Origin of the sequence: Vibrio sp. Of7-15 (genome assembly GCF_022347565.1) — a bacterium.
Lineage (GTDB): Bacteria > Pseudomonadota > Gammaproteobacteria > Enterobacterales > Vibrionaceae > NORP241.
In genome coordinates, this window is the sequence record NZ_JAKRGH010000019.1 from 39,428 (window position 1) to 54,530 (window position 15,103).

Annotated in this window: 16 protein-coding genes; 9 read left to right on the forward strand and 7 right to left on the reverse strand. The window is 43.7% G+C overall.

The annotated features are described in order from the left end of the window. Positions 1-9 precede the first annotated feature (9 nt). The 3 genes from leuC (at position 10) to MHO82_RS17550 (ending at position 2,975) form a co-directional block, all read left to right on the forward strand. Positions 10-1,443: a 3-isopropylmalate dehydratase large subunit gene (gene leuC, locus MHO82_RS17540; protein WP_239185846.1), complete on the forward strand. Its 1,434-nt coding sequence runs from the start codon at positions 10-12 to the stop codon at positions 1,441-1,443. A 15-nt stretch (positions 1,444-1,458) separates the two neighbouring features. Then, the gene (leuD, locus tag MHO82_RS17545; protein WP_239185848.1) at positions 1,459-2,061 is read left to right on the forward strand and encodes a 3-isopropylmalate dehydratase small subunit; all 603 of its coding nucleotides are present in this window, start codon (positions 1,459-1,461) and stop codon (positions 2,059-2,061) included. 131 nt (positions 2,062-2,192) lie between these two features. Beyond that, the gene (locus MHO82_RS17550) at positions 2,193-2,975 is read left to right on the forward strand and encodes a DUF547 domain-containing protein (protein ID WP_239185850.1); all 783 of its coding nucleotides are present in this window, start codon (positions 2,193-2,195) and stop codon (positions 2,973-2,975) included. An 81-nt stretch (positions 2,976-3,056) separates the two neighbouring features. Here MHO82_RS17550 and djlA read toward each other — a convergent pair whose 3' ends face one another. After that, positions 3,057-3,890 (reverse strand): co-chaperone DjlA, encoded by an 834-nt coding sequence (gene djlA / locus MHO82_RS17555; RefSeq protein ID WP_239185852.1) that lies wholly within the window; start codon positions 3,888-3,890, stop codon positions 3,057-3,059. Between the two features lie 178 nt (positions 3,891-4,068). On the opposite strand from djlA, the gene lptD reads away from it, so the two are divergent. The 6 genes from lptD to apaH all read left to right on the forward strand — a co-directional run bounded on the left by lptD (position 4,069) and on the right by apaH (position 10,870). Further along, on the forward strand, positions 4,069-6,408 hold the full coding sequence (gene lptD / locus MHO82_RS17560; protein ID WP_239185854.1) for an LPS assembly protein LptD: 2,340 nt from the start codon (positions 4,069-4,071) through the stop codon (positions 6,406-6,408). 102 nt (positions 6,409-6,510) lie between these two features. Beyond that, complete coding sequence (surA, locus tag MHO82_RS17565) at positions 6,511-7,815, forward strand: peptidylprolyl isomerase SurA (RefSeq protein WP_239185856.1); 1,305 nt, start codon at positions 6,511-6,513, stop codon at positions 7,813-7,815. Further along, positions 7,802-8,794: a 4-hydroxythreonine-4-phosphate dehydrogenase PdxA gene (gene pdxA / locus MHO82_RS17570; protein WP_239185858.1), complete on the forward strand. Its 993-nt coding sequence runs from the start codon at positions 7,802-7,804 to the stop codon at positions 8,792-8,794. Before surA ends, pdxA begins: the two co-directional genes overlap by 14 nt. After that, positions 8,791-9,603, forward strand: a complete 813-nt coding sequence (gene rsmA / locus MHO82_RS17575; RefSeq protein WP_239185860.1) for a 16S rRNA (adenine(1518)-N(6)/adenine(1519)-N(6))-dimethyltransferase RsmA — start codon at positions 8,791-8,793, stop codon at positions 9,601-9,603. Before pdxA ends, rsmA begins: the two co-directional genes overlap by 4 nt. 55 nt (positions 9,604-9,658) lie before the next feature. After that, positions 9,659-10,033: a Co2+/Mg2+ efflux protein ApaG gene (apaG, locus tag MHO82_RS17580; RefSeq protein ID WP_239185862.1), complete on the forward strand. Its 375-nt coding sequence runs from the start codon at positions 9,659-9,661 to the stop codon at positions 10,031-10,033. Between the two features lie 15 nt (positions 10,034-10,048). Beyond that, positions 10,049-10,870, forward strand: coding sequence for a bis(5'-nucleosyl)-tetraphosphatase (symmetrical) ApaH (gene apaH / locus MHO82_RS17585; RefSeq protein WP_239185864.1), 822 nt, complete (start codon positions 10,049-10,051; stop codon positions 10,868-10,870). A gap of 62 nt (positions 10,871-10,932) precedes the next feature. Here apaH and folA read toward each other — a convergent pair whose 3' ends face one another. The 6 genes from folA to rplU form a co-directional block, all read right to left on the reverse strand. Next, complete coding sequence (gene folA, locus MHO82_RS17590) at positions 10,933-11,415, reverse strand: type 3 dihydrofolate reductase (protein WP_239185866.1); 483 nt, start codon at positions 11,413-11,415, stop codon at positions 10,933-10,935. A 25-nt stretch (positions 11,416-11,440) separates the two neighbouring features. Then, positions 11,441-11,908: a threonine/serine exporter family protein gene (locus tag MHO82_RS17595; protein ID WP_239185868.1), complete on the reverse strand. Its 468-nt coding sequence runs from the start codon at positions 11,906-11,908 to the stop codon at positions 11,441-11,443. After that, complete coding sequence (locus MHO82_RS17600; RefSeq protein ID WP_239185870.1) at positions 11,908-12,699, reverse strand: threonine/serine exporter ThrE family protein; 792 nt, start codon at positions 12,697-12,699, stop codon at positions 11,908-11,910. Before MHO82_RS17600 ends, MHO82_RS17595 begins: the two co-directional genes overlap by 1 nt. 132 nt (positions 12,700-12,831) lie before the next feature. Then, positions 12,832-14,007, reverse strand: a complete 1,176-nt coding sequence (cgtA, locus tag MHO82_RS17605; protein ID WP_239185872.1) for an Obg family GTPase CgtA — start codon at positions 14,005-14,007, stop codon at positions 12,832-12,834. Positions 14,008-14,313: 306 nt separating this feature from the next. Then, the gene (rpmA, locus tag MHO82_RS17610) at positions 14,314-14,571 is read right to left on the reverse strand and encodes a 50S ribosomal protein L27 (RefSeq protein WP_239185874.1); all 258 of its coding nucleotides are present in this window, start codon (positions 14,569-14,571) and stop codon (positions 14,314-14,316) included. 17 nt (positions 14,572-14,588) lie between these two features. Beyond that, positions 14,589-14,900 carry a 50S ribosomal protein L21 gene (gene rplU, locus MHO82_RS17615; protein ID WP_239185876.1) on the reverse strand — a complete coding sequence of 104 codons (312 nt, stop codon included), beginning with the start codon at positions 14,898-14,900 and terminating at the stop codon, positions 14,589-14,591. Between the last annotated feature and the right edge of the window lie 203 nt (positions 14,901-15,103).

Genomic DNA, 15,103 nt, shown 5'->3' on the forward strand with positions numbered 1-15,103 from the left:
GTATCAGCAATGTCACAAACACAACAAGCAAAAACATTATACGAAAAGATTTATGACGCTCATGTCGCGGTTGAAGCTGAAGGCGAAAACCCGATCCTTTATATTGATCGCCACTTAGTACATGAAGTAACGTCACCACAAGCCTTTGATGGTCTACGTGAAAAAGGTCGTAAAGTACGTCAAGTTAACAAAACCTTTGCCACCATGGATCACAATGTTTCTACTCAAACCAAAGACATTAATGCTTCTGGTGAAATGGCCCGTATCCAAATGGAAACCCTATCTAAAAACTGTGAAGAATTTGGGGTGACGCTTTACGATTTAAACCATAAATATCAAGGCATTGTGCACGTCATGGGGCCAGAACTTGGTATTACACTACCAGGCATGACCATTGTTTGCGGTGATTCGCATACCGCCACTCATGGTGCGTTTGGATCCCTTGCTTTTGGTATTGGTACATCTGAAGTAGAGCATGTTTTAGCAACGCAAACCCTAAAGCAAGCCCGTGCAAAAACCATGAAGATTGAAGTCAAAGGTAAGGTAGCAGAAGGCATTACTGCCAAAGACATCGTACTTGCAATCATTGGTGAAACAACAGCAGCAGGTGGTACTGGCTACGTCGTTGAGTTTTGTGGTGAAGCCATTACGGATCTTTCCATGGAAGGCCGTATGACAGTATGTAACATGGCCATTGAACTGGGCGCGAAAGCAGGCTTAATCGCTCCAGATCAAACCACCTTTGATTACATTAAAGATCGTAAATTCTCACCAGAAGGCGCGGATCTTGACGAAGCAATCCAATACTGGACCAGCCTAAAAACCGACGAAGATGCAACATTTGATGCCGTTGTCACTCTAAATGCAGCAGACATCAAACCGCAAGTCACTTGGGGCACCAACCCAGGCCAAGTTATTTCGGTGGATAAACCAATTCCAGCGCCGGAAAGTTTTTCAGATCCAGTAGAAAAAGCATCGGCGGAAAAAGCACTAGCCTACATGGGTCTAGAAGCGGGTAAAAAGCTGTCTGATTTTAATGTTGATAAAGTGTTCATTGGCTCTTGCACTAACTCCCGCATCGAGGACATGCGTGCCGCAGCCGCTATCGCAAAAGGGCGTCAGGTCGCAAACCATGTTCAAGCTTTGGTTGTTCCAGGTTCCGAGCAAGTAAAAGCGCAAGCTGAACTAGAAGGGTTAGATAAGATCTTCATCGAAGCTGGTTTTGAATGGCGTTTACCGGGCTGCTCTATGTGCCTTGCCATGAATAACGATCGCTTAGGTCCTCATGAGCGCTGTGCATCGACCAGTAACCGTAACTTCGAAGGTCGCCAAGGCCGTGATGGACGAACTCACTTAGTCAGTCCAGCAATGGCAGCGGCAGCAGCGTGTGCTGGCCACTTTGTTGATATTCGTACCTTTACTTCATCCGATCAAAGCGCTTAATCAAGGAGCAGAAATATGTCAGGTTTTAAACAACATACAGGGTTAGTTGTTCCTTTAGATACAGCCAATATTGATACAGATGCCATTATTCCAAAGCAGTTCCTACAAAAAGTAAATCGCATTGGTTTTGGTAAACACCTTTTCCATGACTGGCGTTTTTTAGACGATGCTGGTGAACAACCAAATCCAGAGTTCGTTATGAATGCACCGCGTTACCAAGGCGCTAGCATCTTACTGGCTCGTGAGAACTTTGGTTGTGGCTCATCCCGTGAGCACGCTCCATGGGCGTTGGCCGATTATGGGATCCAAGTAATGATCGCACCAAGCTTTGCCGATATTTTTTACGGAAATTCCATCAATAACCAAATGGTTCCGGTGCGCCTAACGGAAGATGAAGTGGATGAAATTTTCCAATTTGTTGACGCTAATGAAGGCGCAGAAGTGACGGTGGATCTAGAGGCGATGAAGGTCACTGCTAATGGTAAGCAATACTCATTTGAAATTGATGAATTCCGTCGTCACTGCTTATTGAATGGGTTAGATAACATTGGCTTAACGCTACAGCATGAAGATAAAATCTCGGCTTATGAAAGTAAGATCCCTGCTTTTCTTGCCTAACTTTTAACAAAGTAATTTTCAATATAAAAGGCCAGCTTACACCGCTGGCTTTTTTATTATCAAATAATGAAAGAAATGAATGATTTCATCTGTCTTATCATTAACCCACCACATTGATAAGGACAGATCTAATGAAAGCCATCACCGCCTTAGCTTTACTGCTTTTTAGTCAGCTAACCTTTGCCGCCCCCAAATCAGAACTGTGGCCAATGTGGAACACCAGTAATGAAAAGAATGTCACCACAATATCTCACCAACCTTGGCAAGATGTTCTCAATACCTACTTGCTCAAACAGGGTGAAAATACTTTATTTCAATACGCGTCGGTGACTCGCGATGATAAATTAAAACTCAAAGATTACCTCTATACATTAACCCAATATGATCCAAGAGCATTCAATAAAGCCGAGCAATATGCTTATTGGGTGAACCTTTACAATGCACTGACTGTAAATCTGATTTTGGATAACTACCCAATCAAATCCATCACTAAACTGGGCGGTTTTTTCAGTTTTGGTCCATGGGGGGATAGAATCACAAAAGTAGCAGGGCAAGATCTGACCCTTAATGACATTGAGCATCGAATTTTACGCCCAATTTGGCAAGATCCTCGTACTCATTATGCCGTAAACTGCGCTAGCTTAGGTTGCCCTAATTTACAACCAGAAGCCTTCACTTCAGCCAATACCCCTATTCTTTTAGAGCAAGCCGCTACGGAATTTATTAACAGTAATAAAGGGGCTTTATCACAGTCAAACAGCGTACAGCTTTCATCCATTTATGATTGGTTTTCTGATGACTTTGGCTCACAGGCAGATCTTTTCAAACATTTGCAACAATATAAGCCAGAACTCACACTGGATAATAAAAAGATTAAATTCGATTACAATTGGGATCTAAACGACGCTAAATAAGTTAGTTCATTCCCTATAGAAAGAGCTTAAAGCCAATAACGACTTTAAGCTCTCATTAATAATAAACGCACTTGATGACGACTACTTAAATCCTTTCACCTTCTTGATCAAATCGTAAGCGGCTTGAATTTCTTGCGCCTTCTCTTTCGCCATCTCCATCATTTCGGGTGGTAAACCTTTGGCAACTAACTTATCAGGGTGGTGCTCATTCATCAGCTTACGATACGCACGTTTTAATTGCTGAGAACTTGCGTCTTCTTCAACCCCCAACAATTTATAAGCATGACTAAGCTGGTTAACACTATTGGCTTGTTGCCAACCTGACTGCTGGTAACCTTGCTGGCCACCACCTTGTTGGAAATTAAAGGCCGCTTCTTGCATTTTCAAGCGCTGCTCAAGTTGCTCTGCAGAAAAACCAAGTGAGTGGGCCACGGCATGCAAAACTTCACGTTCCTTGGGATGAACATCACCATCAGCAAACGCCGCTGATATTTGCAGCTCTAAGAAAAACTGCATTAGGTCATGACGACCACCTGTAATTCGGCGAATCTTTCTCAAGGTCTCACGCAATGGGAAATCGCTATCTTTACCTTCACGGAACGCATTTTGCGCTTCACGGCGAGAGTCACCATGCAAACTCATTCTGTCCATCATGGCACTGGCAAGCTGAATCTCTTCTCGCGTCACTTTCCCTTTTGCTTTAGCCACATGGCCCATCACAGCAAAAGCAGCATGGAAAAATTCCGCTTGGCGTTCCGCCTGAGAACCCGCCTGTTGAAACGTAAACCCCGACTGGCCAACCAAGCGTCTTGCTTTATCAAATCGATGACCAAGGAGCAAACCTAATGCCAACCCAACTGGGCCACCTAGCAAAAAGCCAAAAAAAGCGCCTAAAATTTTTCCCCAAATGTGCATAATCTACTCTCGCGTATTTCAATCGAACCCTCATTTTTTGAACCATAATCTTATGTCTAGAGGGTGTCTGATCGCGTAAATTCCTTTATGATAGTGAACAATTTTATCCAGATAGCTTGCTCATAAACGCATTGAGTATATCAGCGCAATAAAATAACAAACAGGAAAGTTCAATTCGATGTCTTTTACTTCTCGCAGTTTATTAGCCACTATGATCAGTTTGGCCTTATATGGCCCTTCCGTAATAGCGGCAGAGAGCACTACTGATCAAACATCAGAAATACCTAAGGATTTGTGCGCTGTTTCTACTCAAGCTTCTTCAAGCAATGATTCACAACAGCCTATCATTATTGAAGCCGATCGCGTAGAAGCTCAAAATAAAAACCGTGCCAGCTATGAAGGTCAAGTGGTCGTTACTCAAGGCAGCAAAACCGTAAAAGCAGACAGCGTGACACTTCATCAGCCTGAAAATCTCGTGACTGCTGAAGGAAATGTTGAGTATTCAGATGCCCAGCTTATTGCGACTTCAGATCACATCAGTGCCGATCTTGATACTGAAAACACTACGATGATCAATACCCACTATCAACTGCGTTGTGACTCAGCTCGTGGGCAGGCAGCTCATATTCTTAAGGAAGGGCAAACCATCTACAAAATGGAAGATGGTTCATTAACCACTTGCCCTACGGGTGATAAAAGCTGGCGCTTTGCGGCTTCAGAAATCAAATATGATCAAGATGAAGAATGGGCAGAGTTTTATGGTGCGCGTTTTGAAATTCTAGATGTTCCCGTTTTCTATACGCCATATCTAACGGTTCCTGTCGGTGACAAAAGAAAAACGGGTATCTTAATTCCGAATGCGAGCCTTGATAGCAAAAATGGCTTTGAATTCAGTGTGCCTGTCTACTGGAATATTGCGCCTAACTACGACGCCACAACCACCGTGAACTACATGGAAAAACGTGGTATTCAACTGCAAAATGAATTCCGTTACCTCGCCACCGCAGGCAGCGGTACACTGGCGTTAGATTACCTTCACGAAGATAAAAAGTTTCTGGAGAAAGAACGACGCTGGGCCACTAACTGGAAGCACAGTGGTATTTATCAGGATCACTGGGCATTTAATGCCGATTTCTCCCGTGTGAGTGATGTGGACTACTTTACAGATCTAGATTCCAATTTAGGTAGCCGTGAAGACAGCCAATTATTGCAATCCGGAGAAGTTGGCTACCGTACTGAAAACTGGGATACAACTTTACGCGTACGTGACTTCCAGACCCTAACCACAGACAGTACCCCTTATCGCCTAATGCCTCAGCTGGAGTTTAACTACTACAATCCAGAGATTTTCTATGCTCTCGACTTTAGTATGTTAAGCCACGTCAGTGTGTTCCAAACTGATGATGTGAAAAAACCATCGGCCACTCGTGCACACTTTGAACCAACACTAACCTTGCCTCTTTCTTCGCCATGGTGGACCCTTACTACAGAAGCAAAGCTGCTTTATACATACTATGATCAAGAGTTTGATCTTCAGGCTCAAGGTTTAAGCTCTGAAGAACGTGATGTACTAAAGGCCTTAGAGCAACAAACCTCTCGCACCATCCCTGAATTTAGAATGCATGGCGTGGTATACCTAGAGCGTGAAACCAACATCTTTGGCAGCCAATACTTACAAAGTTTAGAGCCTCAGGCTCAATACTTGTATGTGCCAGATGTCGAGCAAGACAACATTTATGGTGCGTATGACACTACCTTGCTGCAAACCGATTACTACGGCCTATTCCGCACTCGTAAGTACAGTGGCATCGACCGTATCTCATCAGCAAATCAAGTCAGTGTCGGTGCAACCACACGCTTTTATGATGATATCTATAAAGAACGACTGAACATTTCTTTTGGTCAGATTTATTATCTAAACACACAAAAAGCCGACGACTTAGCCGACAGCGAAGGCAATGCGCCAAGCTATTCAGCATGGGCTCTCGAATCTGACTTCAACATCAATGATCACTTCTTCTTCCATGGCGGCTTCCAGTACGACACCAATATTAGTGAAGTGCAACTCGCAAACTCCGCGTTTGAATACCGAGAAGGTGATAACTACGTTCAACTAAACTATCGCTACGTGACCAAAGATTACATTGAAGACACCATCAACCTAGAAGAAACGGATAAGCTAACCCGTGATGGCATTTCGCAATTTGGTTTTGTGTCTAACCTCATGATAAACCGCAACTGGAGTGCCGCTACTCAGTACTACCATGACATGAATGAAGACATCATGCTCGAAGGTTTATTTGGTGTGAACTACACCAGTGATTGTTGGTCAGTTTCACTTAGCTACCGAGAATATCTCGTGGATTGGAACTTAGATCGAAATACAGACCCTAAGTACGATGACAACATATCACTCTCCTTTAAACTACAAGGATTGAGTACCATGAAGTCACCAGCAACGAAGAGCTTTAGCGGTAACTCACTAGGTTATAGTCGACCGTTTTACCTCAACAACTAACGATTTATCATTGTGATGAGTTAAACAAAATAACAGGCTGTGCTAAAGTGCACAGCCTGCTTGTTTACTGTTATCACTCATCAGCACTCCTTGGAAAGGTATATGAAGAACTGGAAGTTTCCTCTTATCGGTACATTATTGCTTAGCATGAGCTGCGCAAGTTTCGCCCAACCCGTTGAACTAGATAAAGTTGTTGTGATTGTCAACGACGGTGTCGTACTACAAAGTGATATCAATACTGCACTTACAACAGTGAAAATTAATGCTGAGGATAAAGGACAGCCTCTGCCTTCTGCTGATATTTTACGTGAGCAAGTCATCGAAAAACTAATTGTGGAAACCATCCAAGGTCAGCAAGCAGAGCAAATGGGGATCCGCATTGACGATACTCGCTTAGAGCAAGCGCTACAAGAAGTCGCCAGCAGCAATGAATTAACGCTAGAACAACTTCGAGTAAAAATTGAAGGCCAAGGTTTAGCCTATTCAAGCTTTCGTGAACAAATTCGTAAAGAAATGGCAGCCACTGAGGCTCGCAATGCTCAGGTTCGCCGTCGCATTAGCATCCTTCCGCAAGAAGTAGAAGGCTTAGCGAACCAGCTTAATCAACAGAACCAAGCATCGGTTCAATATAAAATTGGTCATATCCAACTTCGCGTAAATGACGCGACAACCCAAGAAAATAAAGAGATTTTAGAAAACAAAGCAAATGAACTGGCAGAACGCCTACAGCAAGGTGCTGATTTTGCGACCATGGCGTACACTTACTCCAAAGGCCCAAAAGCACTGCAAGGCGGTGATTGGGGTTGGATGCGTAAAGAAGAAATGCCAACTATTTTTGCTGACCAGATCACAACTCAAGGCGCAGGCAGCATCATTGGTCCATTCCGCAGCGGTGTGGGTTTTCATATTCTGAAGTTAGAAGAAGTCAAAGGCTTAGAAACCATTGCGGTTACTGAAGTGAACGCGCGCCATATTCTGCTAAAAACCTCTGTTATCATGAGTGACGATGGTGCAGAACGCCAGCTGAATCAATTTATTGAAACCATCAACTCAGAACAAGATAACTTTGGAAATCTTGCTCAGAAATACAGCCAAGATCCGGGCTCTGCCGTGAATGAAGGTGAGCTAGGTTGGCAAACTCCGGACCTGTATGTTCCTGAGTTTAAACATCAAGTTGAAACATTACCGGTAGGCCAAATCAGTAAACCGTTTAAAACAGTGCATGGCTGGCATATTGTGGAAGTTCTGGGCAAACGCCGAGTAGACCGCACCGATGCTGCCGTCAAAAACAAAGCCTACCGTATTTTGTTCAATCGTAAATTTAATGAAGAGGCAGGCGCATGGTTACAAGAAATCCGCGCTGGTGCCTATGTAGAAATCTTAGAGAACGTAGATGAACAAAGTTAAACGTATTGCCATTACGGCAGGAGAACCCGCCGGTATTGGCCCTGACTTAGTCATCGCCCTTGCGCAACAAAATTGGCCACACCAGCTTGTGGTGTGTGCCAACGCAGAAATGATGCAACAAAGAGCCGATCAATTAGGATTGGCTCTTACCATTCATAATTATGATAAAAGTGCCCCAGTACAGCCGCATCAAGCAGGCACCTTAATTGTGGATAACCACCTTCTTGGTGCTGGTGTTATCCCGGGTGAGTTAAATGAAGCTAATGGCCGCTATGTCCTAGAAACCTTAGATCGCGCCGCTCAAGGCAATATGGATGGCGAGTTTGATGCTGTCGTAACAGGTCCTGTTCATAAGGGCGTTATTAACCGCGCGGGCGTTTCTTTTAGCGGACATACTGAGTTTTTTGCTCAGCAGTCGAATACACAGCAAGTAGTGATGATGCTAGCAACAGAAGGACTGCGTGTTGCCCTAGTAACCACACACATCCCGCTTGCTTATGTTTCTAAAGCCATTACTGAAGACCGATTACAACAAGTGATCCGCATTCTTCATGCCGATCTCATCAGTAAGTTTGGCATTAAAAATCCATCTATTTATGTGTGTGGCCTAAACCCACATGCCGGCGAAGATGGCTGTCTCGGGCGTGAAGAAATCGATGTGATCTCTCCCGCTCTTGAACAGCTTCGCCAAGAAGAAGGAATGAATCTTGTCGGCCCACTGCCAGCAGATACACTCTTTCAAGACAAATACCTAGAAGATGCCGATGCGGTATTAGCTATGTATCACGACCAAGGTCTACCTGTACTCAAATTTAAAGGCTTTGGTAAATCAGTCAACATCACATTAGGATTGCCGTTTATTAGAACTTCGGTTGATCATGGTACCGCATTGGATCTGGCTGGTACTGGTACAGCGGATACAGGTAGCTTCCGGACAGCGCTATCACACGCAATTGAATTGGTAGAAAATAAATTATGAAGAACGATGTCCATTTAGGTCATAAAGCCCGTAAACGTTTTGGTCAGAACTTTTTAAACGATCCCTATGTGATTGATGGTATTGTTTCTGCGATTAACCCACTACCAGGGCAGAACCTAGTAGAAATTGGTCCGGGCTTAGGGGCAATTACTGAGCCAGTCGGTAAAGAAGTCGATAAATTTACGGTTATTGAATTAGACCGCGATTTGGCTGAACGTCTACGCAATCACCCAGATCTAAGCAGTAAGCTGACCATCCATGAAGGCGACGCCATGCGCTTTGATTTCACTCAGCTTATCAAACCAAACAATAAATTGCGTATTTTTGGTAACTTGCCATACAACATTTCTACGCCGTTAATGTTTCATTTATTTGATTTTCATGCTGATATTAAAGACATGCACTTTATGCTTCAAAAAGAAGTGGTTAATCGTCTTGCATCAGGGCCTGGAACAAAATCGTATGGCCGTTTAACGGTAATGGCACAATACTACTGTAAAGTAACGCCGGTTCTTGAAGTGCCGCCAACCGCCTTCATTCCGCCACCAAAAGTAGATTCTGCCGTTGTGCGATTAGAACCTTATGAAGTTCTGCCACATCCAACAACCAGCTTAAAGTGGCTAGACCGAGTTTGTCGTGATGGCTTTAACCAACGCCGTAAAACAGTACGTAACTGTTACAAGAATTTGATGGATGCAGAACAACTTGAAGCGTTAAATATTAACCCAAGTATGCGCCCTGAAAACTTAACATTAGAGCAGTTTGTTGCCATGGCTAACTGGCTAGATGCCAACCATCAGACAAAATAAGCAAATGATGAACTGAATATCAGCCATCAATATTACTGTATAAGAGGGACACAATATGGATCAACCTACTATCAAATGCGTAGTCATTCCACACTATATTGCCGAGCAATCGGAGCCTGAAAATCAGCGCTATGTTTTTTCTTATACAGTAACCATCAAGAATTTAAGTAAAGAAACCGTCCAACTTCTACGCCGCCGTTGGCTCATTACTGATGCTAACGAAAAGAAGCTCTTAGTTGAAGGGGATGGTGTAGTGGGCGAACAGCCCGTTATTCACGCTAAACAAGAGTACAGTTACACCAGCGCCACCGCGATTGAAACGCCTGTTGGAGTGATGGAAGGCCACTACATCATGCAAGATGAAGAGAAAACCGAATTCAAAGCAGTCATTGAGCCGTTTCGATTAGCCATACCAAATATTCTTAACTAATAACCTGAGGATAAAATGGCAACATATCTAGTCGGAGACATTCAAGGATGCTTAGATGATCTTCTCATCTTATTAGAACAAGTTCATTTTAACCCAAACCAAGATCAACTATGGTTAACGGGAGATTTAGTGGCTCGTGGGCCGAAATCCCTAGAGACTCTTCGATTTGTAAAAGAACTGGGCCAAGCCGCTATTACTGTTCTCGGTAACCACGACTTACATCTATTAGCCGTGTCTCAAGGCATTGCCAAAGTCAAAGCTAAAGACAAAACAGCCCCTATTTTTGAAGCACCAGACAGTCAAGAACTGATTCATTGGCTACGCCACCAACCTCTACTGGCCAAGCACCCTCAACATAACTTTATTATGAGCCATGCGGGGATCTCCCCCCAATGGAATACAACAGTAGCTCAAGAGTGTGCTCAGGAAGTTGAAGCCATATTACAAAGTGACGACTGGGTATGGCTCCTAGCAAACATGTACAGCAATATGCCCGACCAATGGCACCCTTCACTGCAAGGCATCGAACGTTATCGCTATATTATTAATGCATTCACTCGTATGCGTTTTTGTTTTCCAGATGGCCGACTAGACATGGCCTGTAAACTGCCTTTCGAGCAAGTGGATCCCAATGAGCTCATGCCATGGTTTCAACTGAATAATCGACAACATATTAAAGAAAAGATTATTTTTGGGCACTGGGCTGCGTTGATGGGCCACCAAGATACGAATGTCATAGGACTTGATACTGGGTGTGTCTGGGGCAATTGCATGACCTTATTACGCTGGGAAGATAAACAAATGTTTAGCACTCCCTGCCCGGTGTACAGCGGTTAAAACAAATAAAAAGGCTGCTAATCGTTTGATTAACAGCCCTCTTTCAATCACATGCAGATTAATTAGCTACGCTCTAGAACCACAAACTCCATGTCATATTGATTCTTTTCATCGGCATTGTAATGTTCAACATGAGCCTTCTGCCATCCTTCACCCCAATCTGGGAATTGTGTATCTCCACCAATATCTGCATCAATAAAAGTTAAATACAATCGATCAGCTTCAGTTAAGCACGCCGAGTAAATACTCCCGCCACCAATGATCATCAACTCCTCACACTGACCCGCCGCTTTTTTAGCTTCAGTAATACTTGTTACTACAACTACACCATCAGCAGTAAAATCCTGATTGCGGCTAATCACAATATTCAAACGGCCAGGTAAAGGGCGACCAATTGACTCAAAAGTTTTGCGCCCCATCACAATAGGCTTACTCATCGTACATTGCTTAAACCAAGCAAAGTCGGCGGGTAGATGCCACGGCATTTGATTGTCTTTACCAATCACTCGATCTTTTGCCATCGCGGCAATCATACTGATTTTCACTTTGCTCTCCTAAATATGGGCATGTTTATACGATTGAGCGACGACGGTAAAACAGCAGCCCCGGCATCGCAAGACCTATCGCTAAGGCGGCAATAATAAACAAGGTTTTAATAAAATTCTCGATTAAAATAGCCCATAACTCTGGCGAATAACCAACGTGATTAATTTCTACGACGGCAATCATAGCTTTAAAAGCAAACACACCAGGTACCATTGGGATCATAGCAGCCACTGTAAATACTTTCGGGTGAGCCAATAAACGGCGAGACCAATGAACACCGATCATACCAACTAAGGTTGCTGCACCTAAAGTCGCCCACTCAATAGGAACACCGTATTCCATCAAGATATAGCGGGATCCATGACCAATCGCTCCCCCTATTGCACAATATTTTAACGCTCTTTCAGGCACATTAAAAACCAAGGCAAACCCAACAGCAGGCACCATAGCCAACAACATATCACGCAGGAGCCCGAGTAATAAATCCATCATCAATTAACCCACCCCCAGACTCCAAGCGCGTTCATCGCTCCAACAATCCCAATACTAGTCGCTAGCGTCAGTAAGCTAGCCATCGTCCATCGCGCAATGCCCATATTGATGTAGCCTTTGATCATGTCAGCGATCGCATTAATTAAAGGAAAACCTGGAACCAACATTAATACTGAAGAAGCCATGGCCAGAAAAGGTTGATCCCCCACTTGGAAAACAATGGCTTGCCCTGAAATTAGAGTCGTAACAAAAGCAGTAATACCGAAGTTAAGCAGAGGATTAAAATGGCGATGGGCAATCTCTTGGCGAATGATCATTCCCACCGAAGAAGCTAAAAAAGTGATCATGAATACTGGCCAGTCACCGCCAGCTAATGAACTAAAGCAAGCACAAGAAAGCCCAATCATAAATACAACTAACCAACGGTTATAACGAGCCAAGCTAATATTCTTTAACTTTTCATGTGCTGATGACACATCAAACAGTCCTTTTTCCGTCATAATGCATACGCGCTGGATCTCCGTGATCACTCGCATATTGATCCCTCGATCTGGGCAACGACGTGTTGTCGTCATACAATGCTCTTGCACTACCGTTGTGATCACTAAAGAACTGGCTGATAAGGACGTTTCCACATTATCTGCCCCACAAGCCACACCAATACGCCGACTAATATCAGCCACTAATGTGCTTTCAGCACCATGTTGTAGCAACATCTGTCCTGCTTGCGCAACCAACCGTGAAATCTTTCTCTGATCTTGCTCAGACAAGCTCTGCCTTGATCTTGTCATTTCCCCCACCTTTCCTTCAAAAATAAATTGAAAAGATAGTGTGACGGAAAAATAATCGCTCTGTTATGACACAAATAAAAAAAGCCACAATGATTGCGGCTTTTTTTGAACAATTAGTTTTCGGTAATAAGATTATGGCTTGTAGATGATCTCTACATCGTAATCATCTTCATCCCAATCGTCCCAGTCATCGTCATCATCTTCAACCACCACATTTTTGCCACTCATGGCGTCTTTATGGTAATCGTCCCACATGAACTCAACAGACTCAGCTTTTTCTTCCTCTGCTGGTGTTTCCGCAGGTAAGCTCTCCATGAATTCTGACAACTTATTACACAGCTCTTGTGTTCCCTGCTTGTTCACCGCAGAGATCTTAAAGTGCTCACCTTCCCATGCCAACGCTTCTAAGATCTCATTGATCTTTTCATTCGCTTCTTCTTCTGGCATTAGATCCGCTTTGTTGAAAATCAACCAACGTGGTTTTTCTGCTACTTTCTCGCTGTACTGTTCTAATTCATCAATGATAGTTAGCGCATTTTGAACAGGATCGCTGCCATCAATCGGCATAATATCAACCATGTGTAACAACACACGACAACGCTCAAGGTGTTTCAAGAAACGGATACCAAGACCAGCCCCGTCTGCTGCACCTTCAATTAGACCTGGAATATCAGCAACAACGAAGCTATTACCAGAACCAACACGAACCACGCCTAAGCTTGGGATCAAAGTGGTAAATGGGTAGTCAGCCACTTTTGGCTTTGCCGCAGATACTGCACGAATAAAGGTTGATTTACCCGCATTTGGTAAACCCAGCATACCGACATCTGCCAATAGCAACAGCTCTAGACGAACTTCACGCATCTCACCTGGTGTACCCAGTGTTTTTTGGCGTGGCGCGCGGTTTACCGATGATTTAAAACGAGCATTACCTAGCCCGTGCCAACCACCTTTACCAACCATCAGCTTTTTGCCTGCTTCTGTCAGTTCACCAATCACTTCACCAGTGTCGATGTCCACAGCACGTGTCCCAACAGGTACTTTAATGATCTTATCTTTACCGCGTTTACCCGTACAGTTACCACCACGGCCATTTTCACCACGTTCTGCACGGTGAAAACGCTCAAAACGATAATCAACCAATGTATTTAGGTTTTCATCAGCTAGCAGGTAAACGTCACCGCCGTCACCGCCATCACCACCGTCTGGACCACCTTTGGCTACAAACTTTTCACGCCAGAAACTAACGACACCGCTACCGCCATCTCCTGCTTCGATTTTAATTACTGCTTCATCAACGAACTTCATGTTTTTCTCCGCGCTGTAGCGTTATGTGTCGAGTGATAACCTTTCTCGTCAACCATAGATGCTTAATCATTAGTTTAGGTCAGAATATGGCGCAGTAAATATTAGCAGGGCTGCTCTACTGAGGTTATACATCGAAACTCAATGATCTTATCAAGATCATTCTAGGTGCTACTTAAGATAAATAAGGATCCATCACCAAGTTACTGTTTTTCACTTGATTATTGATAGCCTTAAAAAGTAAGACTGTTCATATAAATAAAAAGCCCCGCCGTTATGGCAGGGCTTTAATGTTCAGCGAAAAGCTAATTACTCAGCTTCGATGCTTACAAACTTACGGTTCTTAGGACCTTTAACTTCAAACTTCACCTTGCCTTCAGCAAGAGCGAAAAGAGTATGGTCTTTACCACAACCTACGTTTGTACCAGCGTGGAACTTAGTACCACGTTGACGAACGATGATGTTACCTGCAAGAACAGATTCGCCACCGAAACGCTTAACACCTAGGCGTTTGCTTTCTGAATCACGGCCGTTATTAGTAGAACCGCCAGCTTTTTTATGTGCCATTTTATATTCTCCTTAGATTAAGCGCTGATGCCAGTAATTTTGACTTCAGTGAACCATTGACGGTGGCCCATTTGCTTACGAGAATGCTTACGACGACGGAACTTAACGATTTTTACTTTATCGCCACGACCGTGCTTAACTACTTCTGCAGTTACTTTACCGCCAGCAACTAGAGGTGCACCAACAGTGATCTCTTCACCGTTAGCAATCATAAGAACGTTGTCAAATTCAACAGCTGAACCAGTTTCAACATCCAATTTTTCCAAACGAAGAGTTTGGCCTTCGCTTACACGGTGTTGTTTACCACCACTTTGGAAAACAGCGTACATAGTTTACTCCGCTTTTTCCGCACGACCTCATGCCTGTTTGTAGGGCTAAATGGGTGTGCGCTAAACTTATCATCAATAGGGCGCAGATTCTACGCGAATGTCTCCCCGCTGACAACCCATTAAACTAAGAAAAATGGCGAAAAGCTAAACAATATAAAAATCTCCGGATTAAACCCTTGTTGAGGCTGTATAGAGCGGGTCAT